This is a genomic window from Gillisia hiemivivida, assembly GCF_007997295.1.
Classification (GTDB): domain Bacteria; phylum Bacteroidota; class Bacteroidia; order Flavobacteriales; family Flavobacteriaceae; genus Gillisia; species Gillisia hiemivivida.
Genome location: NZ_VORY01000014.1, coordinates 22,516 through 43,322 on the forward strand (window position 1 = coordinate 22,516; position 20,807 = coordinate 43,322).

General features: G+C 35.0%; 24 protein-coding genes. 5 read left to right on the top strand and 19 right to left on the bottom strand.

From position 1 onward, the window contains the following. Positions 1–26 precede the first annotated feature (26 nt). Positions 27–914: a Brp/Blh family beta-carotene 15,15'-dioxygenase gene (locus ES724_RS11500; protein WP_146933130.1), complete on the bottom strand. Its 888-nt coding sequence runs from the start codon at positions 912–914 to the stop codon at positions 27–29. Between the two features lie 100 nt (positions 915–1,014). Between ES724_RS11500 and ES724_RS11505 the strand changes: the two genes are divergently transcribed. Next, complete coding sequence (locus ES724_RS11505; RefSeq protein WP_211362764.1) at positions 1,015–1,755, top strand: bacteriorhodopsin-like; 741 nt, start codon at positions 1,015–1,017, stop codon at positions 1,753–1,755. 81 nt (positions 1,756–1,836) lie between these two features. Here the strand turns inward: ES724_RS11505 and argS are convergent, their stop codons facing one another. Beyond that, positions 1,837–3,618, bottom strand: a complete 1,782-nt coding sequence (argS, locus tag ES724_RS11510; protein WP_146933132.1) for an arginine--tRNA ligase — start codon at positions 3,616–3,618, stop codon at positions 1,837–1,839. Between the two features lie 113 nt (positions 3,619–3,731). Between argS and ES724_RS11515 the strand changes: the two genes are divergently transcribed. After that, entirely contained in the window at positions 3,732–4,160 is a 429-nt protein-coding gene (locus ES724_RS11515) for a hypothetical protein (RefSeq protein WP_146933134.1), read from the top strand. 106 nt (positions 4,161–4,266) lie between these two features. Next, entirely contained in the window at positions 4,267–4,896 is a 630-nt protein-coding gene (locus ES724_RS11520) for a MarC family protein (protein ID WP_146933136.1), read from the top strand. A 3-nt stretch (positions 4,897–4,899) separates the two neighbouring features. On the opposite strand, the gene ES724_RS11525 is transcribed toward ES724_RS11520, so the two are convergent. Beyond that, positions 4,900–5,103 carry a hypothetical protein gene (locus tag ES724_RS11525; RefSeq protein ID WP_026839609.1) on the bottom strand — a complete coding sequence of 68 codons (204 nt, stop codon included), beginning with the start codon at positions 5,101–5,103 and terminating at the stop codon, positions 4,900–4,902. A 72-nt stretch (positions 5,104–5,175) separates the two neighbouring features. Between ES724_RS11525 and ES724_RS11530 the strand changes: the two genes are divergently transcribed. Then, entirely contained in the window at positions 5,176–6,600 is a 1,425-nt protein-coding gene (locus tag ES724_RS11530) for an SDR family oxidoreductase (protein ID WP_146933138.1), read from the top strand. Positions 6,601–6,620: 20 nt separating this feature from the next. After that, positions 6,621–8,111, top strand: a complete 1,491-nt coding sequence (locus ES724_RS11535) for a BCCT family transporter (RefSeq protein ID WP_146933140.1) — start codon at positions 6,621–6,623, stop codon at positions 8,109–8,111. Between the two features lie 272 nt (positions 8,112–8,383). Here ES724_RS11535 and ctlX read toward each other — a convergent pair whose 3' ends face one another. The 16 genes from ctlX to rpmD form a co-directional block, all read right to left on the bottom strand. Then, positions 8,384–9,316: a citrulline utilization hydrolase CtlX gene (gene ctlX / locus ES724_RS11540; RefSeq protein WP_146933142.1), complete on the bottom strand. Its 933-nt coding sequence runs from the start codon at positions 9,314–9,316 to the stop codon at positions 8,384–8,386. A gap of 7 nt (positions 9,317–9,323) precedes the next feature. Beyond that, the gene (locus ES724_RS11545; protein WP_146933144.1) at positions 9,324–10,238 is read right to left on the bottom strand and encodes a dimethylarginine dimethylaminohydrolase family protein; all 915 of its coding nucleotides are present in this window, start codon (positions 10,236–10,238) and stop codon (positions 9,324–9,326) included. 76 nt (positions 10,239–10,314) lie between these two features. Continuing rightward, a complete protein-coding gene (locus ES724_RS11550) occupies positions 10,315–11,598 on the bottom strand; it encodes a citrate synthase (protein WP_146933146.1) in 1,284 nt (427 codons plus the stop codon). A gap of 188 nt (positions 11,599–11,786) precedes the next feature. After that, a complete protein-coding gene (gene eno / locus ES724_RS11555) occupies positions 11,787–13,073 on the bottom strand; it encodes a phosphopyruvate hydratase (protein ID WP_026839615.1) in 1,287 nt (428 codons plus the stop codon). A 247-nt stretch (positions 13,074–13,320) separates the two neighbouring features. Continuing rightward, positions 13,321–13,860: a hypothetical protein gene (locus tag ES724_RS11560; RefSeq protein WP_146933148.1), complete on the bottom strand. Its 540-nt coding sequence runs from the start codon at positions 13,858–13,860 to the stop codon at positions 13,321–13,323. A 309-nt stretch (positions 13,861–14,169) separates the two neighbouring features. Then, the gene (gene carA / locus ES724_RS11565; protein ID WP_146933150.1) at positions 14,170–15,282 is read right to left on the bottom strand and encodes a glutamine-hydrolyzing carbamoyl-phosphate synthase small subunit; all 1,113 of its coding nucleotides are present in this window, start codon (positions 15,280–15,282) and stop codon (positions 14,170–14,172) included. A 159-nt stretch (positions 15,283–15,441) separates the two neighbouring features. Then, positions 15,442–15,942 (bottom strand): 50S ribosomal protein L17, encoded by a 501-nt coding sequence (gene rplQ / locus ES724_RS11570; protein ID WP_026839618.1) that lies wholly within the window; start codon positions 15,940–15,942, stop codon positions 15,442–15,444. 42 nt (positions 15,943–15,984) lie between these two features. Next, entirely contained in the window at positions 15,985–16,977 is a 993-nt protein-coding gene (locus tag ES724_RS11575; protein ID WP_010230049.1) for a DNA-directed RNA polymerase subunit alpha, read from the bottom strand. A gap of 20 nt (positions 16,978–16,997) precedes the next feature. Then, the gene (gene rpsD / locus ES724_RS11580; RefSeq protein WP_026839619.1) at positions 16,998–17,603 is read right to left on the bottom strand and encodes a 30S ribosomal protein S4; all 606 of its coding nucleotides are present in this window, start codon (positions 17,601–17,603) and stop codon (positions 16,998–17,000) included. 91 nt (positions 17,604–17,694) lie between these two features. Further along, the gene (gene rpsK / locus ES724_RS11585) at positions 17,695–18,087 is read right to left on the bottom strand and encodes a 30S ribosomal protein S11 (RefSeq protein ID WP_026839620.1); all 393 of its coding nucleotides are present in this window, start codon (positions 18,085–18,087) and stop codon (positions 17,695–17,697) included. 8 nt (positions 18,088–18,095) lie between these two features. After that, a complete protein-coding gene (gene rpsM, locus ES724_RS11590; RefSeq protein WP_026839621.1) occupies positions 18,096–18,470 on the bottom strand; it encodes a 30S ribosomal protein S13 in 375 nt (124 codons plus the stop codon). Between the two features lie 3 nt (positions 18,471–18,473). Beyond that, positions 18,474–18,590: a type B 50S ribosomal protein L36 gene (gene ykgO, locus ES724_RS11595; protein WP_009779203.1), complete on the bottom strand. Its 117-nt coding sequence runs from the start codon at positions 18,588–18,590 to the stop codon at positions 18,474–18,476. Positions 18,591–18,595: 5 nt separating this feature from the next. Then, positions 18,596–18,811 (bottom strand): translation initiation factor IF-1, encoded by a 216-nt coding sequence (infA, locus tag ES724_RS11600; protein WP_006988529.1) that lies wholly within the window; start codon positions 18,809–18,811, stop codon positions 18,596–18,598. A gap of 2 nt (positions 18,812–18,813) precedes the next feature. After that, positions 18,814–20,151: a preprotein translocase subunit SecY gene (gene secY, locus ES724_RS11605; protein WP_026839622.1), complete on the bottom strand. Its 1,338-nt coding sequence runs from the start codon at positions 20,149–20,151 to the stop codon at positions 18,814–18,816. Between the two features lie 10 nt (positions 20,152–20,161). Next, positions 20,162–20,614, bottom strand: a complete 453-nt coding sequence (gene rplO / locus ES724_RS11610) for a 50S ribosomal protein L15 (protein WP_034924413.1) — start codon at positions 20,612–20,614, stop codon at positions 20,162–20,164. A gap of 9 nt (positions 20,615–20,623) precedes the next feature. Beyond that, entirely contained in the window at positions 20,624–20,806 is a 183-nt protein-coding gene (gene rpmD, locus ES724_RS11615; protein WP_026839624.1) for a 50S ribosomal protein L30, read from the bottom strand. Between the last annotated feature and the right edge of the window lies 1 nt (position 20,807).

The window sequence follows — 20,807 nt, forward strand, 5'->3', positions numbered from 1 at the left end:
TTCCAACCCTAATGAATCTAGCGCTTCTAAGAGTATTCTTCAAACATTTTAGACATTACCAAAACGTGCGGGATGGTCAAAGCAGCAATAAATGGAAAAAATATACTAATGATCCAAGTTGTGTTTTCTTTGAAAAAGAAAATAGCAATCATAAGCCCCACAATAGATATTAACCAATAGAGAATTGAATGTTTCAAATACGCCAAAACCCCATTTCCTTTTCCTTTACCATATAATACCTTTATTTGAGAATATAAGGAAGGAATTGCATGCCACACAATAAAATAAAAAGCAAAGCTCCATATCAAGGTTGATATCTTAAAAATGACGCCCAGCATTAAAATCAGGAAAAACTCCTTAAAGAACTCGTTAAAATTGGGGAACAAAACAGATCTCAATAAATAAGTTAAAATTAAAAATATCAATGCTGAAATATAGAATACAATATTAAGTAATGAAGAACTTATTTCGATATGCGTAATATCTTTTAAGACCAAAATAGTTTCTGAACTATTGAACTTCAATATCATCGAAATAATTAAAAGTCCATAAGTAAAGGCAAAAAAACGTAAAATTCCGGAATTCTTAACTTGACCTTCTAACCAATGTTGTTCTCCAAAATGATAACAACTGAACAATAAAAAAATTATCAGAGCAGTTACCGGGAACAAATAAAATATGACAAAGGTAGAGAGTGCCATAAATACGTATAAACTAAGCTGCTTTTTTTTACTAAATCTATTGCTGCCATTTAACTTTCCAATTATCCTAAGATCATTCGCACCATGTATAAGTCCTACTGTTAGCACCAATGAAATACCAAGATAGTTTGCTTCAGCATGGTCAATAAAACCAATGAACCAAAAACTGAATAAGGTTATCACTAAAAGCACTCTATGCAGGCCTGACATCATAATAATGCAAAATTTGATAAATAAAATTATTTATTCCACAAAAATTATCCAATTTTTGTTTAATTTTATTTAAATTTACTTAAACAAAACAATAAAAGCTATGAAAACTTTGCTCTTTTTACCTTTGGTTTCTAAAATGGATCCTTCCGATTATGTAGGATTTACATTCTTTGTTGGGTGTATGGCTATGATGGCCGCTTCTGCGTTTTTCTTCTTATCAATTCGATCGGTTGACAAAAAATGGTCAACTTCTATTTTAGTTTCGGGACTAATCACATTTATTGCTGCAGTACATTATTTTTACATGAGAGACTACTGGGCTGAATTTGCAGAATCACCAACATTTTTTCGTTACATAGATTGGACGCTTACCGTTCCCTTAATGTGCGTTGAATTTTTCCTTATTCTGAAGGTAGCAGGTGCCAAAAAATCCCTGATGTGGAAGTTAATACTTTTTTCTGTAGTTATGCTTGTTACCGGATATATCGGGGAAGCAATAGACAGAGAAAATGCATGGTTATGGGGGCTTATTTCAGGGATTGCGTATTTCGCAATTGTATATGAAATATGGCTTGGTAAAGCTAAAAAAATCGCAGAAAATGCTGGAGGTGCGGTTCTATCAGCGCATAAAACACTATGCTGGTTTGTACTTGTTGGATGGGCAATTTATCCTATTGGATATATGGCGGGAACTCCGGGATGGTACGATGGTATCTTTGGTGGTCTAAACCTAGATGTAATTTACAACCTCGGTGATGCCGTTAATAAGATAGGTTTTGGTTTGGTTATATATAATCTAGCAGTAAAGTCTAGTGAAAAAACTCAAGTGCATAACGCCTAATCTTATAGATGAATTACTAAGTTAGATGCTTTATCAAAATAATAATTTATTAAGATCCGTTCTTTCGAACGGATCTTTTTTTTACATTCTTTCAGGAACCTGTATACCCAATAAACCAAATGCCGATTTAATAATATCACCAACAGATTTGGATAACTGTACTCTAAACTTCTTTTCTGCTTCATCTGGCGTTCCTAAAATAGTCACATTCTGATAAAATGAGTTGAATTCCTTTACCAGATCGTATGTGTAATTTGCAATTAAAGCAGGACTATGATTCTCTGCAGCCAATTGAATAGTATCTGGATAAGATTGTAATTGCTTTATTAATTCTTTTTCCTTTTCATGTAATACATAAGATTGTGGAAGTTCCATCCCATCAGTCTCCAGATTTGCCTTTCTCAAGATAGACTGAATCCTTGCATAGGTATATTGAATAAATGGACCTGTATTCCCTTGAAAATCCACAGATTCTTCAGGATTAAATAAGATTCGTTTTCTAGGATCTACCTTTAAAATATAATATTTCAAAGCACCTAACCCGATCATTTTATAAAGCTCCTCTTTTTCTTCTGAAGAATATTCTCCTAACTTCCCTAATTCTTCGGAAATGGATTTAGCGGTTTGAGTCATTTGAGCTATAAGATCATCTGCATCTACAACCGTTCCCTCTCTACTTTTCATTTTTCCCGTAGGAAGATCGACCATTCCATAACTTAAATGATATAAGTTATTTGCCCATTCGTAGCCTAATTTACTTAAGATTAAAAACAAGACTTTAAAATGATAATCCTGTTCGTTCCCAACAGTATAAACCATTCCATCTATAGCAAAATCTTTTACACGCTGGATTGCAGTACCTATATCTTGGGTCATATACACCGCAGTTCCATCACTTCTCAAAACAATCTTTTCATCTAGACCATCTTCAGTAAGATCTATCCACACACTACCATCATCTTTTCTGAAGAAAACTCCTTTTTCAATACCTTCAGCAACCACATCTTTACCTAATAAATAGGTGTTGCTTTCGTAATAATTCTTATCAAAATCTACTCCTAAGGTTTTATAAGTCTTTTCAAAACCATCATAGACCCATTGATTCATCTTTTCCCAAAGTGCTTTCACCTCTTCATCTCCAGCTTCCCATTTAATAAGCATTTCCTTTGCTGCAACTAAGACCGGAGCTTGTGCTTTTGCCTCTACCTCAGTCTTACCTTCAGAAATAAGTGAAGCTATTTCTTTTTTATGTTCTTGGTCGAATTTTACATAGTAGTTCCCTACCAGTTTATCACCCTTTAATCCTGTAGATTCTGGAGTTTCTCCATTACCCCATCGTTCCCAAGCTAACATGGATTTGCAAATATGGATCCCACGATCGTTTATGATCTGGGTTTTGTAGACTCTCCTACCGCTTGCTTTCAAGATTTCAGCAACAGAGAATCCTAATAAATTATTTCTAACATGACCTAAATGCAGTGGTTTATTTGTATTCGGTGAAGAATATTCCACCATAATAGTGTCAGAATATTCATTAACCTCAGCTTTCCCAAAATCGGAATTATTAGCGATAGCTTCAAAAGAGCTTAAATAAAATTTATTGCTCAGCACAATATTCAAAAAGCCTTGAACCACATTAAAGCTTACTATTTCCTCCACATTTTCAACTAAATATTCCCCAATTGCATTTCCAAGCTGAACAGGATTAGTCTTAATTTGGCGAAGCATAGGGAAAGTTACCACGGTAACATCTCCCTCAAAATCTTTACGAGTAGGTTGAAACTCTACTTGTGCCAGATCTACTTGATGCAGATGTGAAATTGCTTCCTTTACTTTTTGCTCAATTTTATTCTGAATATTCATTCTTCGTAAATTTTAATCTTTATGGCTAAAATACAAGCGGCAAAGATAATAGAAAATAGCCGCAAGCTCTAGAGCTTTGAGAGCAAATCACTATCTTTATAAAAAAGCGAAAAATGCTGTTGAATATTAGCTACAATAGGTCAGAGACTAAAGAAAAGATAAACAAAGAAGTTGGGACGCCATTTACACTTCTAGAGCGGATAAAACTAAATGGCTCCGGCTCTCCTAAATTACAGATCACTTCCACCAGTATAGAAATCCACAACTTATTGATATTAGACATCAATACTAATATTTGTAATATAGAACTAAGACCAAAAGGGATTATAGTAATGTTTAGATCTTTACTAGAAACTTATGCTTTGATAATTCCTTATTACAAACTAAATCTTTACAAGGGGAAATCTGAGGAATACTCCGTATATAAAGATCATTATTTTATAAAGATAAAAGCAGACAATCCAGCAATCCATAAATTCATGCTAAAAATATTAGATTATAAGGCAGATAATGCACTTCCGCAGATTGAAGATATCAGGTAACATTAGAGTTACAATTTTAAATATCCTAACATCTAAATTTAATGCAAGCATCATTTAGTGGTAACGCAAAAGCTTCAACTTCGGAGCAATTTTGCTGTAAAAACAAATGGAATTATTTATTTATGTCTTTGCTGCATTATTCTCTGTAATGAACCCTCTGGGAACTGTTCCGATTTTTGTAGGATTAACACTAGAAGACTCTCCTGCCGAGCGTTCTAAAACATCACTTCTTACCTCTATAAATATTCTGGTAATCCTTATAATTTCCTTTTTTACTGGAAAATATATCCTACAGTTTTTTGGGATAAGTATAGATTCATTGAGAATTGCGGGCGGACTTATAATTGTGAGTTCTGGTTTTGCTCTTTTAACTGGTTCATTTTCTAAACACAAGGGAATGGATAAACGAGTTAAGGATGATGCCTATCAAAGGGAAGGGGTCTCATTAACTCCATTAGCTATCCCTATGCTTGCAGGGCCAGGTTCAATTTCTTTATTAATAGGGATGCATCAGGAATATCAATTTTTAGAAGAAAGAGTTATCACTGTAACAGCAATCCTGGCTGCGTGTTTCGCCACTTTTGCTGTTTTAAAAGGCGCACATTATATCGTCAAAATCCTTGGCGCTTCAGGGATTAATGCAATATCAAGGATCATTGGTTTTATAGTGATTGCCATAGGTATAGAATACATAAGTTCCTCGGCGATCAACGTATTAAGACAAATCCTTGACTAATTTTTATCTTTTATTAAAGGCAATTCCGCCAATAAGTGACAAAATCCCTAAACCTATCATTGCATAAGATTGGGTATGATCTCCTTGTGCCTCAACTTTAAGTGGTCCGGCTTCAAAAGCAACTTCTGGAGTTACGAGAGTGTATAAGCCATAACCTACTAATACAACTCCAACAATTAATAGAACAATTTTAAGGGTGTTATTCATTTTATATTATTGTTTGTTTAAAGTGAAAGTAAACAATTAATTCCTAAATTATAACCTAATTCAAATATTGAAATGAGGATATTACTTACGGGCGCCAATGGTTATATAGGACTTAGATTATTACCCCAGCTTTTAGAGCTTGGCCACGAAGTGGTTTGCGCCGTTAGGGATAAAAAAAGGTTTTCCCAAAATAAGGACCTTTTGGATAAAATTGAAGTGGTAGAAATAGATTTTCTGCAACCTGCTAAGATTCCAGAGGCAATCAAAAATATTGATATTGCCTACTATCTTATTCATTCTATGTCTGGTTCTACCACAGACTTCGATAGTCAAGAAGCAAAAGCGGCAACAATTTTTAATGAGATAATGGCCGGCACTAGCGTCAATCAAGTTATTTATCTCAGTGGAATTATAAATACCGAAGAACTATCCAAACACTTAAAGTCTAGAAAAAAAGTTGAAGAAATCCTTTATACGGGAAACTTTAATACTAGCGTATTGAGAGCAGCAATTATAGTTGGTTCAGGGAGTTCATCTTTTGAAATAATTAGAGATCTCTGTGAAAAACTACCCTTGATGGTTACTCCTAGTTGGGTTAAAACGAAATGCCAGCCGATAGCCATTAGAGATGTGCTTCAATTCTTAACCGGGGTAATAGGCATGGAAAAAGCATATAATGAATCTTTTGATATTGGTGGACCAGACATTATTTCCTATAAACAAATGATGCAGCAGTACGCGGAGACACGAGGTCTAAATCTTTTTATATTTGACGTCCCCTTCCTATCACCAAAAATATCCTCTTATTGGCTTTATTTTGTTACTTCAACATCTTATAAACTTGCACAAAATCTTGTGGATAGTATGAAGGTAGAAGTAATAACCAATGATAAACGATTACAAGAAATTTTAAACATTGAGCCTATTTCTTATAAAGAGGCTATCAAGCTTGCTTTTTATAAAATAGAACAAAATCAGGTGATCTCTAGCTGGAAAGATTCTATGAGCAGCGGTAGATTTAAAAAAGATCTCAATAAATATATACAAGTCCCTACGTTTGGATGTTTAAAAGATGCCCAATCTATAAAAGTTGAAAATCCAGAAGAAGTATTACTGCGTATTTGGGCTATTGGTGGTAACACAGGTTGGTATTATGGAAATTGGCTATGGAAATTTCGAGGATATTTCGATAAACTTTTTGGTGGAGTTGGATTAAGACGCGGGAGAACTAACGCTTCTGAAATAGCTTCTGGAGATTCATTAGATTTTTGGCGGGTTTTGTTAGCCGATAAGGAGAAAAGAAGATTGTTATTATTTGCTGAAATGAAAGTGCCTGGAGAAGCCTGGTTAGAATTTGAAATCGATGAAGATAATATACTGCATCAAACTGCCACGTTTAGACCACGAGGAATATGGGGAAGGTTATACTGGTATACTATGTTGCCCTTTCATTACTTTATCTTTGAAGGAATGCTAAATAAAATCGCTAAAGGCTAATCAATATATAAAAACAATTATTGAAATCACTTTTATCACACCTCCGAAATAACCTGCTTCTAAGTGTCTCTGCTTTTCTATTACTTTTTATAGCTATCTATATTTTCTTGTTTACAGAAACATTTTATTTTCTCATAGAAAATGGAAGTTTATGGGTAAGAGAATGGTTTGGTAGCTTTTATCTCTGGCTCGGGTTGTTATGTGTTGTTTTCTTACTCATTTTAGCATTTACTAAAGTTGGCAAACAACGTTTGGGGGATGCCCCACCTGAATTTAATAGATGGTCTTGGATCGCGATGCTCTATAGTGCCGGAATGGGAGCTGGAATTTTATTAAGAGGCGTGCAAGAGCCAGTTTACATGTTCCTTAACCCGCCTATAAAAACTGGGCAATCCAATGAAATAATTGCTTTAGAGTATACTTTTTACCAGTGGGGTTTTACTGCGTGGGCTTTTTATGCCATGTTTGCTATTCTTGTAGGTCATTCCCTCTTTGTGAAAAATAGAAATATAAGGTTAGGCACTAGTTTACATCATTTTAAACGAATTAAATTTCTTCCCTCTGGGATAGACCTTTTAACCATTCTAACCACTGTGGCAGGTTTGGTTGCTGCTATTGGTTTAGGAACAACTCAAATTGAAGGAGGAATAGGTCACTTATTACATCAAGATGCCGGCAATTTGGTGCTCACTTTATTTCTTGTATTATTAATCTGTTCAGTAGCATTTTTATCAGCTTGGGTTGGAATAGACAAAGGGATCAAAAGGTTATCTAATTGGAATATTTATCTTACTATCGTTTTGCTGCTTTTTGTATTTCTTCAAGGCGATATAGTATTAATAGCAGAGAACTTTCTGTTAGCGACCTACCATTATATTATAGACTTTGTTCCCTTAAGTTTGGCTCTTGGAGATTACGATCCGGGAAAAGAATTCTTAACAGACTGGACTTATTACTATTGGGCGTTCTGGCTGGCTTGGGCTCCATTTACAGGAATATTCATTGCGAGAATTTCTAAAGGACGAACCATAAGAGAAATTATTTTAGGGGTATTACTAATTCCTTCTATAGGCACTTTTCTTTGGTTCAGTGTTTTTGGAACATCGGCCTTCAACTTAATAGAGCAATGGGGAACCTATCAAAATGAATTTGGAAATGTATTTACGTCTCTCTTTGTGTTCTTCTCCAATTACCCATTGGCTATTTTCACGAATGTTTTAACGGTTATATTACTTATTAGCTTTCTAGTAACTTCAGTAGATTCTGCCATTTATGTACTTAGCATGTTTACTTCTAAGGGAAGCGAAAATCCAAAAAGAAGATACCGATTGATCTGGGCTATTATAATCCTAATCTTTTCTGAAGCAATCATAGTTTTAGGGAATATTAAGCCAGACAGTAATGTGCTGACAGCGATGCAGAAATTTCTTATTATTGGATCTCTCCCATTTGCTTTCTTTACACTAATTGTAATGATCTTATTAACACGCACCCTTTTCAAAAAATCGTAAAAACTAGGATTATCTCAACTTGGTCCAATAGTTTATTTTCATCTTTTAACTTAGCTCTATTAGCCTCATACTGTTCCGACAATTATCGGAATGATTTCAGTATCAATTTTTTGAAGGAATTAGACCCTAAAACATCCCGATATCTCCGGCCAAGGTGACGAAACTTTTCAGAGGGAAACTAGGCAATTGGAAACAAAACAGGCAGTTAACAAAAATCCCTGAAATTTTTAAAAATTTCAGGGATTTTTCTATTTCGATAATTAATATAATATTTAGGCCTTAGGCAAGAACACTTCAGCCATCATGCAGCGGGCACTTCCCCCACCACAAGTTTCTATAGTATTAAGATCTGCACTTAATATCTCACAATGCTTTTCTATAGCTCTAATTTGAGAAGCTGTTAAGCTTTTATGAGCAGTATTACTCATGACCAAATACTTTTTATCTCCTTCTCCTTTTACCTGTAACATGTTCCCTGCAAACTGATGCATCTGAGCTTCAGTAATAGTAACTACTTCCTTACCATCTTGTTTTAGATGTTTCAAGACACTCTTACGTTCCTTAGCGTCGTCAATACAATCTGCACAAATTACTGCAAATTCTTCAGCAACACACATCATTACATTAGTATGATAAATTGGAAGTCTTTTACCTTCTACATCTTGAAAGGCATGGAATATAATTGGAGAATATTCGAATTCCTCACAAAATTCAATAAGCAATTCTTCATCAGCTCTTACAGAAAGTGCGCAGTATGCTTTCCTATTTATTCTATCCAGGATCAAAACTCCTGTTCCTTCTAAATATACTTTTTCAGCTTCAGCTTCAGTATAATCCACAACATCCGAAATTTTAAAACCTTGAGATTCTAAAACTTCAAAAAATTCCATTCTGCGTTCTCTCCGTCTGTTTTCAGCAAACATTGGATATACAGCAACTTTCCCATCTTGGTGAAAGGAAACCCAATTATTAGGAAAAATAGAATCTGGAGTATCTAATTCTTTTTTATCGTCTACCACAACAACATTTACTCCTACAGCCTTCAACTTATTTACAAAAGCATCAAATTCATTTTGAGCTTTTGTATTGATCTCCTCATTCTTTAACTGAAGTTCTTCTTGAAAATAATTATTAACCGCAGTTTCTTCATTCATTCTAAAGTTCACAGGGCGAACCATTAAAACGGTATTTGTTATTTGTTCCATGGAATTTTTATTCTCTTATTAATGGTAAGGTAGTACATCTTAGTAATCCTTCTTGCTTAGAAATTTCAGCATAAGGAACTTCTTCTACTGTAATTCCCTGTTCTCTCAACCATGCATTTAATCTGGTGAAATTCTTTTCAGAGATCACCACATCTTCAGAAATTGAAAATACATTCGAATTCATATTAAACATCTCATCACGAGTGATTTCAAAAATGTTTTCTTTTCCGAAGAGATTTACCAACCAATTATATTCTTCTTCAATTAAGAAACCATCTTTATATATAATCGCTTTATCCTTCCCAACGGGCTGAAAACAACAATCTAAATGCAATGCATTATCTCTTGCCTCTGTATTGGACTTTCTTAAACTAAAAGAAACTACTTTTCTATTTGGGAAAAGTTCCTGAAGAGCCTTTACACCTTTCATATTTGTTCTTGCTGTAATAAAGTCTTTATAATCTTCACCTTTGTAAGTGCCTACCAATAGGTAATCCTTATAAGGCATTACATCTCCACCTTCCATATGTGCCGATTCTGGCATGGTCAAGATCTTCTCTGGATCTATTTGACTTAGCACATGATTAATGGCTTCAATCTCTTCATCTCTATCTGGTAAGATATTTGCTTTCACAAACTTATCATCTATAACAAACGCAATATCTCTTGTAAAGATCTGGTTGTAATTCTCAATGATCTTCGGCCTAAATACTTTTACGTTATATTTTTCGAATACAGCAGCTACAGCTTCCATCTCCTTAACCATATCTTCTTCTATTGGATATGTACCTGCCTTGATATGTTCAGCCGACTTTGGATCGTAAGCGTCTTTATATTCGGGTGTACCTCCATTGCTTACAGCCGTACCTAATACCACCGCTTTTAAAGGGGAAGTTTCACTCTTAATATTCAGTTTTAGCATTTTGGGTTGTTTTGTGCAAATATAAAAAAAGCTTCATTGTGAAATGAAGCTTTTTAAATTTATGAATTTCAAAATATTATCTATTATCAATTTCCTTGAAACCTCTTAAACCTTCACCAATATAAACTTGACGTGGTCTTCCAATTGGTTCCTTTCCTAATCTCATTTCTCTCCATTGAGCGATCCATCCTGGCAATCTCCCTACAGCAAACATTACTGTAAACATTTCTGTTGGAATTCCCATTGCGCGGTAAATAATTCCTGAATAGAAATCTACGTTAGGATATAATTTACGCTCTACGAAATATTCATCTTCTAAAGCTGCTTTTTCAAGACTTTTAGCGATATCAAGAATTGGATCTTCAACTCCTAATTCTGCAAGCACTTCATCTGCTGCTTTTTTAATGATCTTAGCTCTTGGATCAAAATTCTTATACACTCTATGTCCAAAGCCCATTAATCTAAATGGATCTTCTTTATCTTTTGCTTTCGCTATGAATTTTGAAGTATCTCCACCATCAGCTTTTATCTCTTCTAACATTTCGATAACTGCTTGGTTAGCTCCACCATGAAGTGGTCCCCATAATGCAGAAACTCCTGCGGAAATTGATGCAAACAATCCTGCCTGAGAAGAACCTACTATTCTTACTGTTGAAGTAGAACAATTTTGCTCGTGATCTGCATGCAAGATCAACAACCTATCTAAGGCTGCTACTAATTTATCATTTAGTTTATATTCTTCACCTGGCTTTTGAAACATCATTTTCAATAAGCTCTCTACATAACCTAAGTTATTATCTCTGTTCTCTAGTGGTTGATCGTTTCTTCTTCTTAAAGTCCAAGCAGCAAGTGTTGGAAATTTAGCCAAGATCTTAACCATCGCCTTATACATATCTTCTTCAGAATCTACATTTACAGACTTTGGATTGAAAGCAATAAGAGCACTTGTTAAAGAAGAAAGCATTCCCATTGGATGTGCTGTAGAAGGAAAACCTTTAATCACCTTTTTCATATCAAGGTTCACTTCACTTTGAGCCTTGATGTCATCTTTGAATTTACCTAATTCATCTTTACTTGGTAATTCCCCGAAAATCAATAAAAATACCACTTCCAAAAAGTCAGCTTTTTCTGCTAATTCTTCTATAGAATATCCTCTGTATCTTAAGATTCCTTTTTCTCCATCTAAAAAAGTAATTGCACTTTCACAACTTCCTGTATTCTTAAATCCTGGATCTAAAGTGATCACACCAGCTTTTCCCCTTAAGGTTTTGATATCTATTGCAACCTCATTTTCTGTTCCTATAGTAATTGGGAATTCGTATTTCTTTCCATCTATCTCTAACGTAGCGACTTTCGACATATATTTTAAAACTTTTTCTGATTAATTTTTCGGAATGCTAAAATACAAAATATGCGCATAAAAGAACGTCTATTATAACGGGAATTTCTCACTTAAAAGATAATTTTGGCAGCTTTTTAAGAAAAAAGAGCCATAAAAAAACCCTTTCCATAATAGAAAGGGTTTTTATTAAATAATATATAAATCATTTAGATCTTAAATGCATTCATTTGAGGATAATAAGCTACACTTTCCAGCTCTTCTTCAATCCTTAATAATTGATTGTATTTTGCCATTCTATCACTTCTTGAAGCCGATCCTGTTTTAATCTGACCTGTATTTAATGCTACTGCAAGATCTGCAATAGTATTATCTTCAGTTTCTCCAGATCTATGTGACATCACGCAAGTATACCCAGCATTTTTAGCCATATTTACCGTTGCGATAGTTTCGGTTAAAGTTCCAATTTGGTTTACTTTAATTAAAATAGAATTTGCAATTCCTTCTTTGATCCCTCTTGATAACCGCTCTACGTTAGTCACAAAAAGATCATCTCCTACTAATTGAACTTTATCTCCACATTTCTCTGTTAAAGACTTCCATCCTTCCCAGTCGTTTTCATCCATTCCATCTTCGATAGAGATAATCGGATATTTCTCTGAAAGCTCAGTTAAATAAGACGCTTGTTCTTCACTTGTTCTAATTTTACCTTGCTCCCCTTCAAATTTCGTGTAGTCGTATTTACCATTCACGTAAAATTCGGCTGCAGCACAATCTAAGGCGATCATAACATCTTCTCCTCCTTTATAACCAGCATTTTTAATTGCAAGCAAAATAGTTTCTAAAGCATCTTCAGTTCCATCTAAAGTTGGCGCAAAACCACCTTCGTCCCCTACTGCAGTACTTAAGCCTCTGTCATGCAACACCTTTTTTAGATGATGGAAGATCTCTGATCCCATTTGCATGGCATGAGTAAAACTTTTTGCTTTCACAGGCATTACCATGAATTCCTGAAATGCAATTGGCGCATCACTATGGGAACCACCGTTAATGATATTCATCATAGGAACAGGAAGCGTATTTGCACTTACCCCTCCAATATATCTATATAAAGGCAAACCAAGTTCTTGAGCAGCTGCTTTTGCCACCGCCAATGAAACACCTAAAATTGCATTAGCTCCTAAATTTGATTTATTTGGAGTCCCATCAATTTCTATCATCACCTTATCTATAAGATTCTGATCGAAAATTGAAAATCCCAGAAGTTCTTCAGCAATAATTTTATTCACATTATCCACTGCTTTAGAAACACCTTTTCCCATATATGCTTTTCCTCCATCACGAAGCTCTACTGCTTCATGCTCGCCTGTTGATGCTCCAGATGGAACAGCGGCTCTACCAAGCATACCATTTTCAGTTAATACATCTACTTCTACAGTTGGGTTTCCACGTGAATCAAAAATTTGACGGGCGTGAATGTTTATTATTATACTCATAATTAAAATTTTATTTTTATAGAAATCAGATCACAATATACAAATACAAGACTCATTTTCAGTGGAATTATATCAGATTTAGTAGGATTTTTTACTATATCGTTTTCGGGAATAACTCCAAACGTGAAATTTAAATTTTACTAAATTAAGAAATAAAATATAAAATCTTGAGTAGCTATCCAAAGACGTTTAAAATCAAAATTCTATACTCTTCTCATCAATTATAGAATGCAGTCTGAAATATGCTTTATTTTTCTTTTCCTAGTTTGAAACCAAGTTGAATTCCTATATGGGTAGCAAAATAAGGATCTTCACGATCAGTAAATCCCATTCCAAGGCCAAGATTTAAATTCAGTTTGAAATTGCTATTATAAACACGTTGGAAACCCCAAACAGGTCCCAAAAAACCACTATAATCCTTGTTGAGTTGCATATCACCAATGATAGGTTCTCCACTTGAAATAGTAGCCGAAGCTGCAATATAATTACCACTGTTCTCTGAGATTTTTTTGTCTTTTTGAGCTCGCTTCTTCAAATTATAATAATGGCGATACTGTACCTGAAATTGTGGATAAACCCCATATTCAGGCTTATCGAGATAGGAAGCATCATGATAAACAAATCCTGCTCCAAGCATCAAATCAACCGTAGAGTTGGTAGAAGTGCTTACTTCATATTCTGCGGAAGGAATTAAAAAATTTAAGGAAAATTGGTCAGTTGTTTCTTGAGCTTGAATGTTGAAACTTAAAAATAAGAATGTAAATGTTGAGAGTAATATTTTATTCATAAATAGGTGGATTAATGAATTCATGATTATTTTGAAGAATTCTTAATTTTAATATCAAAAAAAAGGCCGAAAATTATATTTTTGGCCTTTTTTTTGAGCTTTAAAGAAAATTAATTGTATATCCGTTTAGAGTCCAGTGACCAAATTATCCTATCTGAAATGGTCGCGTCACCCAGTCCCGAACCATCGGGAGCTTCAGGGTCTTATACCACATATTTGAGATGCTGAAGCAAGTTCAGCATGACGGTAACAACCTGTAATTAATTAATAAAAAACTATTTACTGGAACAAAAGCGGACATACAGAAAATTAATTTTTAGAAGCTTTTATCCTATCTATAAATTCATCGAATAAATAGTTAGCATCGTGTGGTCCGGGACTAGCTTCGGGATGATATTGAACTGAAAAACAATTCTTATTTGTGATCTCCATTCCTCCGACTGTATTATCATTTATACACACATGTGTGATCTTTACATTTGGATGCGCTTCAGTCTCTGCTCTATCCACAGAAAAACCATGATTTTGTGAAGTGATCTCCCCTTTCCCGGTCTTCAAATTCAGAACCGGATGGTTAATACCCCTATGCCCATGATGCATCTTATAAGTAGAAATACCATTTGCTATGGCTATTACTTGATGTCCCAAACAAATTCCAAATAATGGATGATCCTTCTCTAAAATTGATTTGGTCAAATTGATAGCAGCACTAAGTGGTTGTGGGTCACCAGGACCATTAGAAAGAAAATATCCATCAGGATTCCAAGAACTCATTTCTTCATAAGTAGCATCAAATGGAAATACCTTTACATAAGCATCTCTTTCAGAAAGATTGCGAAGGATATTCTTTTTGATACCAATATCCAATGCTGCAATTTTGTAGGTAGCATTTTCATTTCCAAAAAAATAAGGTTCTTTAGTAGATACCTTTGAAGCCAATTCCAAACCATCCATATCTGGCACCGCTTTCAATTGCTCTTTAAGTCCTTCTAAATTATCTACATCTGTAGAAATAATTGCATTCATAGCTCCGTTTTCACGGATGTAAGCAACCAAAGCTCTGGTGTCTACATCTGAAATAGCAAAAAGGTCACTTCCATCTAAAAAACTAGACAAGGAACCATCTGCCGAGGGACGTGAATAATTATAGCTGAAATTCTTACAGATGAGTCCTGAGATTTTAGCCTTATCAGATTCATTTTCTTCCTCCTTTACTCCATAATTACCTATATGAGCATTGGTAGTAACCATTAACTGTCCGAAATACGAGGGATCTGTAAATATCTCCTGATACCCAGTCATTCCCGTATTAAAACATACTTCTCCTACTGCACTTCCATCTTTATCTCCAACAGATTTCCCATGAAAGATGGTACCGTCTGCCAAGAGAATGATCGCTTTTTTTCTTGTTTGGTATTTCATAATAATATTCCAGGTACTAATTAGTTTTTAACTTCGAGTGGCAAAATTAATTAAATGGTAGCAACCAAAAATATAATTCCCACTTTTATGTTTAAAAAAAAAGGGATAAACCTTAATGGCTTATCCCTTTTTATAATTTTGATTAGAAAAGAATCATTGTTAGTCTTCTTTTTCATCGTCTTTTTTGTCAGCTTTCTTTTCAGAAGTTTTAGTTTCAGCTGTTGCTGTAGTTTCTTCTGTAGCTTTCTTTTTACCTCTACGAGTAGATTTTTTCTTCTCTGGCTTCGTAAGATTGTAGATCTCGTTGTAATCAACTAATTCTATCATTGCCATATCCGCGTTATCACCAAGTCTATTACCTAGTTTGATAATTCTTGTATAACCACCCGGACGGTCACCTATCTTAGGAGCAACATCTCGGAACAATTCTGCTACGAAATCTTTCTGACGAAGTTTAGCGAAAACCAATCTTCTGTTGTGAGTTGTATCTTCCTTAGATTTTGTGATCAAAGGCTCTACAAACTGCTTTAAAGCTTTTGCTTTAGCTACAGTAGTATTTATACGTTTATGCTCAATTAGGGAACACGCCATGTTAGCCAACATAGACTTACGGTGTGCCGTTTTTCTTCCTAAATGATTTATTTTTTTTCCGTGTCTCATTACTATTCTCTTTTAGACTAAGATTTCCTGTGAAGGATCGTACTAGTCTTTATCCAATTTATATTTTGAAAGATCCATTCCAAAGTTTAAACCTTTATTATTCACAAGCTCTTCAAGCTCGGTTAAAGATTTCTTCCCGAAATTACGGAACTTCATCAAGTCATTTTTGTTGTAGGATACTAAATCACCCAAGGTATCAACTTCAGCAGCCTTTAAGCAGTTAAGTGCTCTAACAGAAAGATCCATATCTACCAATTTGGTTTTTAGCAACTGTCTCATGTGAAGGGATTCTTCATCATAAGTTTCAGTTTGTGCTATCTCATCTGCCTCTAGCGTTATACGCTCATCAGAGAACAACATGAAATGGTGGATCAAGGTTTTTGCAGCTTCTGTTAATGCATCCTTAGGATGTATAGAACCATCTGATATAATTTCAAAAACCAATTTTTCATAATCGGTTTTTTGCTCTACACGAAAGTTCTCTATGCTATATTTTACATTTTTGATTGGTGTGTAAACCGAATCTGTAAAGATAGTACCTAGAGGTGCATTTGCTTTTTTGTTTTCTTCTGCAGGAACATACCCACGACCTTTTTCCACCGAAAGTTCCATATTGAAACTCACTTTTTTATCAAGGTTACAAATCACTAAATCTGGATTTAGAATTTGAAAACCTGAAATAAATTTTTGGAAATGGCCAGCTGTAAGTTGTTCTTGTCCAGAAACAGAAATTGTAACGGCTTCATTGTCTATTTCATCAATTTGCCTTTTAAACCTTACTTGTTTTAGGTTTAATATAATTTCTGTAACATCTTCCACTACCCCAGGGATAGTAGAGAATTCGTGGTCAACTCCTTCAATGCGAACTGAAGTGATTGCGAATCCTTCTAAAGATGATAACAGTACTCTCCTTAAAGCGTTACCAACAGTTAATCCATATCCTGGTTCCAAAGGGCGAAACTCAAACTTCCCTTCGAATTCAGTGGAATCAATCATTATAACTTTATCGGGCTTCTGAAAATTTAGTATTGCCATATTACGACTTCTGTGAATTATTATTTCGAATATAATTCGACTATGAATTGTTCATTTATATTTTCTGGAATCTGTACTCTTGCAGGAACAGAAACAAAAGTTCCTTGCTTAGTCTCATTGTTCCAGGTCATCCACTCGTAAGTGGCACTTGAATTTGCTAACGAATTAGTTATCGCTTCTAAAGATTTAGATTTCTCTCTTACCGCAATTACATCTCCTGGCTTCACTTGGTAAGATGGGATGTTTAAAACATCACCGTTTACAGTAATATGTCTGTGAGAAACTAATTGTCTCGCACCACTTCTCGAAGGAGAAACTCCCATTCTGTAAACTACATTATCTAATCTAGATTCACATAATTGCAAAAGAACCTCACCAGTAATTCCTGTTGATCTGGTTGCTTTTTCAAACATGTTTCTGAACTGACGTTCTAATACACCATACGTGTATTTTGCCTTTTGCTTCTCCATTAACTGGATTGCATATTCAGATTTTTTACCTCTTCTACGGTTGTTACCATGTTGTCCCGGAGGGTAATTTCTTTTTTCGAAAGACTTGTCATCTCCGAATATAGCCTCGCCAAATTTACGAGCTATTTTAGTCTTTGGACCAGTATATCTTGCCATTGAAAATTGTTTTTTTTAAGAAAGCGATTATGAATTAAGGTCACTGTCCTTCGATAATCTCATTGCCTTCTCGTTTATACTTAATAATTAATTAAACTCTACGTCTTTTAGGAGGTCTACATCCATTGTGTGGCAAAGGAGTAACGTCGATAATTTCGGTTACTTCAATTCCTGAATTGTGTAAAGAACGCATTGCTGATTCTCTACCATTTCCTGGTCCCTTAACATATACTTTCACTTTTCTTAAACCAGCTTCATGTGCAACTTTCGATGCATCTTCAGCAGCTAATTGAGCAGCGTAAGGAGTGTTTTTCTTAGATCCTCGAAAACCCATTTTACCGGCAGATGACCAAGAGATTAAATCTCCTTTTTTATTTGTTAAAGAAATAATGATATTATTAAAAGAAGCAGTAATATGCGCTTCTCCATTAGACTCAACGATTACTTTACGTTTCTTTTGAGCAGTTTTTTGAGTTTTTGCCATCTTACTTATTATTTAGTTGCTTTCTTCTTATTAGCAACTGTTTTTCTTCTACCTTTTCTGGTTCTTGAATTGTTCTTAGTTCTTTGTCCTCTTAATGGAAGACCAGATCTATGACGCACACCACGGTAACATCCTATATCCATAAGACGCTTAATACTCATTTGTACTTCTGAACGTAATTCACCTTCAATTTTAAAAGTTCCAACAGCTTCACGAATTCTACCAATCTGGTCATCGTCCCAATCTGAAACTTTTATACTCTCATCTACATCAGCTTCCTTCAGGATTCTTTCAGCCCTACTTTTGCCAATTCCGAAGATATAGGTCAATGCTATAACTCCGCGTTTTTGTTTTGGTATATCAACACCTGCAATTCTAGCCATAACTTAACCTTGTCTTTGTTTAAATTTTGGATTCTTTTTGTTAATCACGTAAAGTCTACCTTTTCTGCGCACTATTTTGCAGTCGGCACTTCTTTTTTTAACTGATGCTCTTACTTTCATCTTAATTAGTATCTGTAAGTTATTCGAGCCTTAGATAAATCGTAAGGACTCATTTCTAATTTCACTTTATCACCGGGAAGTAATTTAATATAATGCATACGCATTTTTCCCGAAATATGAGCGGTCACTACGTGTCCGTTCTCAAGTTCCACACGAAACATAGCATTTGATAATGCTTCTATAATTGTTCCGTCTTGTTCTATTGCTGATTGCTTTGCCATAGTTATGCTACTGCTTTTCTATTTTTTCCGGTTTTCATCAAACCATCATAATGTCTATTTAACAAGTACGAATTAACTTGTTGCATAGTATCAATCGCAACCCCCACCATAATTAATAGAGAGGTACCTCCAAAGAACAATGCCCATCCCTGTTGTACACCCAACAGTTGATACACTATAGCAGGGAACACTGCTATAAGAGCGAGGAAAATTGAACCCGGAAGGGTTATCTGAGACATGATCCTATCTAAGTACTCTGCTGTGTCTCCACCTGGACGAATTCCAGGAATAAATCCACCGCTTCGCTTAAGATCATCTGCCATTTTATTAGTAGGTACTGTAATTGCCGTATAAAAGTATGTGAATACTATAATTAATAAGGCAAATACTAAGTTGTACCAAAAACCAAATATATCGCTAAACGCAGCTGCTACTCCTTGCGAAGTCTCTCCATCAGAAAGTCCCGCAACCGCAGCCGGTATAAACATTATTGCTTGAGCAAAGATAATAGGCATTACTCCAGAAGCATTTAATTTAAGTGGAATGTATTGTCTTGATCCAAATACATTCTTCTCATATCCTCCAGATGCCGTTCTTCGCGCATACTGTACCGCTATTTGCCGGACCGCCATCACTAACATGATACAGGCCATTATAATAGCGAACCAGATTACCAATTCTATAAGGATCATAACTAATCCACCATTAGACTCAAACACTCTGGAAGCGAATTCCTGAATAAAAGCCTGAGGCAATGTTGCTATAATACCAACCATAATTAATAAGGAAATACCATTCCCTATTCCTTTATCGGTAATTTTTTCACCCAACCACATTGCAAATATAGTTCCTGTAGTAAGAATTATTACTGAGGATGCAACGAAAGTTACAGTATTACCCAACAAAAAGGCACTTTGAGGTAAGGTAGCAAACAAGTTATAGATATAACCAGGACCTTGAACTAAGGTAATAGCTATAGTTAACCATCTGGTTATTTGGTTAATCCTTCTTCTTCCACTTTCTCCTTCTTTCTGAAGTTTCTGTAAATAAGGAACCGCAATACCCATTAACTGCACCACAATGGAAGCAGAAATGTAAGGCATAATCCCTAATGCAAAAACGGAAGCGTTAGAAAAAGCACCACCTGTAAACGCATTAAGTAGACCCAAAAGTCCACTTTCAGTTTGACTAGCTAGGTTAGATAACTGTGAAGCATCTATCCCAGGAAGTACAACCTGCGCACCAAAACGGTATACCAATAACAAACCAAGGGTCACTAAAATTCTATTTTTTAGCTCCTCAATTTTCCAAATATTTTTTATAGTATTGATAAATTTCATAGTATATCTATTATAAAGTAACTACTTCTCCTCCGGCAGCTTCGATAGCTTCCTTGGCTGAGGCAGTAAATTTATGAACAGATATTTTCAATGTTGCTTTTAATTCCCCTCTACCTAATATCTTTACTAATTCGTTTTTACGAGCCAGTCCGTTTTCTACTAAAACTTGCATATCAACGGTGTCTTTAATACGTCCGTTATCTACAAGTCCCTGAAGTGTATCAAGGTTAATCCCTTGATAATCTTTACGGTTAATGTTGGTAAAACCAAATTTAGGCACTCTTCGTTGGAGTGGCATTTGCCCTCCTTCAAAACCTATCTTTCTAGAGTAACCAGAACGAGATTTAGCCCCCTTATGTCCACGGGTGGCTGTTCCTCCTTTACCAGATCCTTCTCCTCTACCTACACGTTTACTGTTATTTTGAACTGAACCTTTTGCAGGTCTTAAGTTACTTAAATCCATGTGAGTTTATTATTTTGTTTCCGCTACAGAAACTAAGTGTTGAACTTTATTTACCATACCAAGGATGTTTGGTGTGTTCTCGTGCTCTACAACTTGGTTAAGTCTTCTTAAACCAAGTGCTTCTAAAGTACGTTTCTGGTTTGCAGTACGTTTAATCGCACTTTTAACCTGCTTTACATATATCTTTGCCATC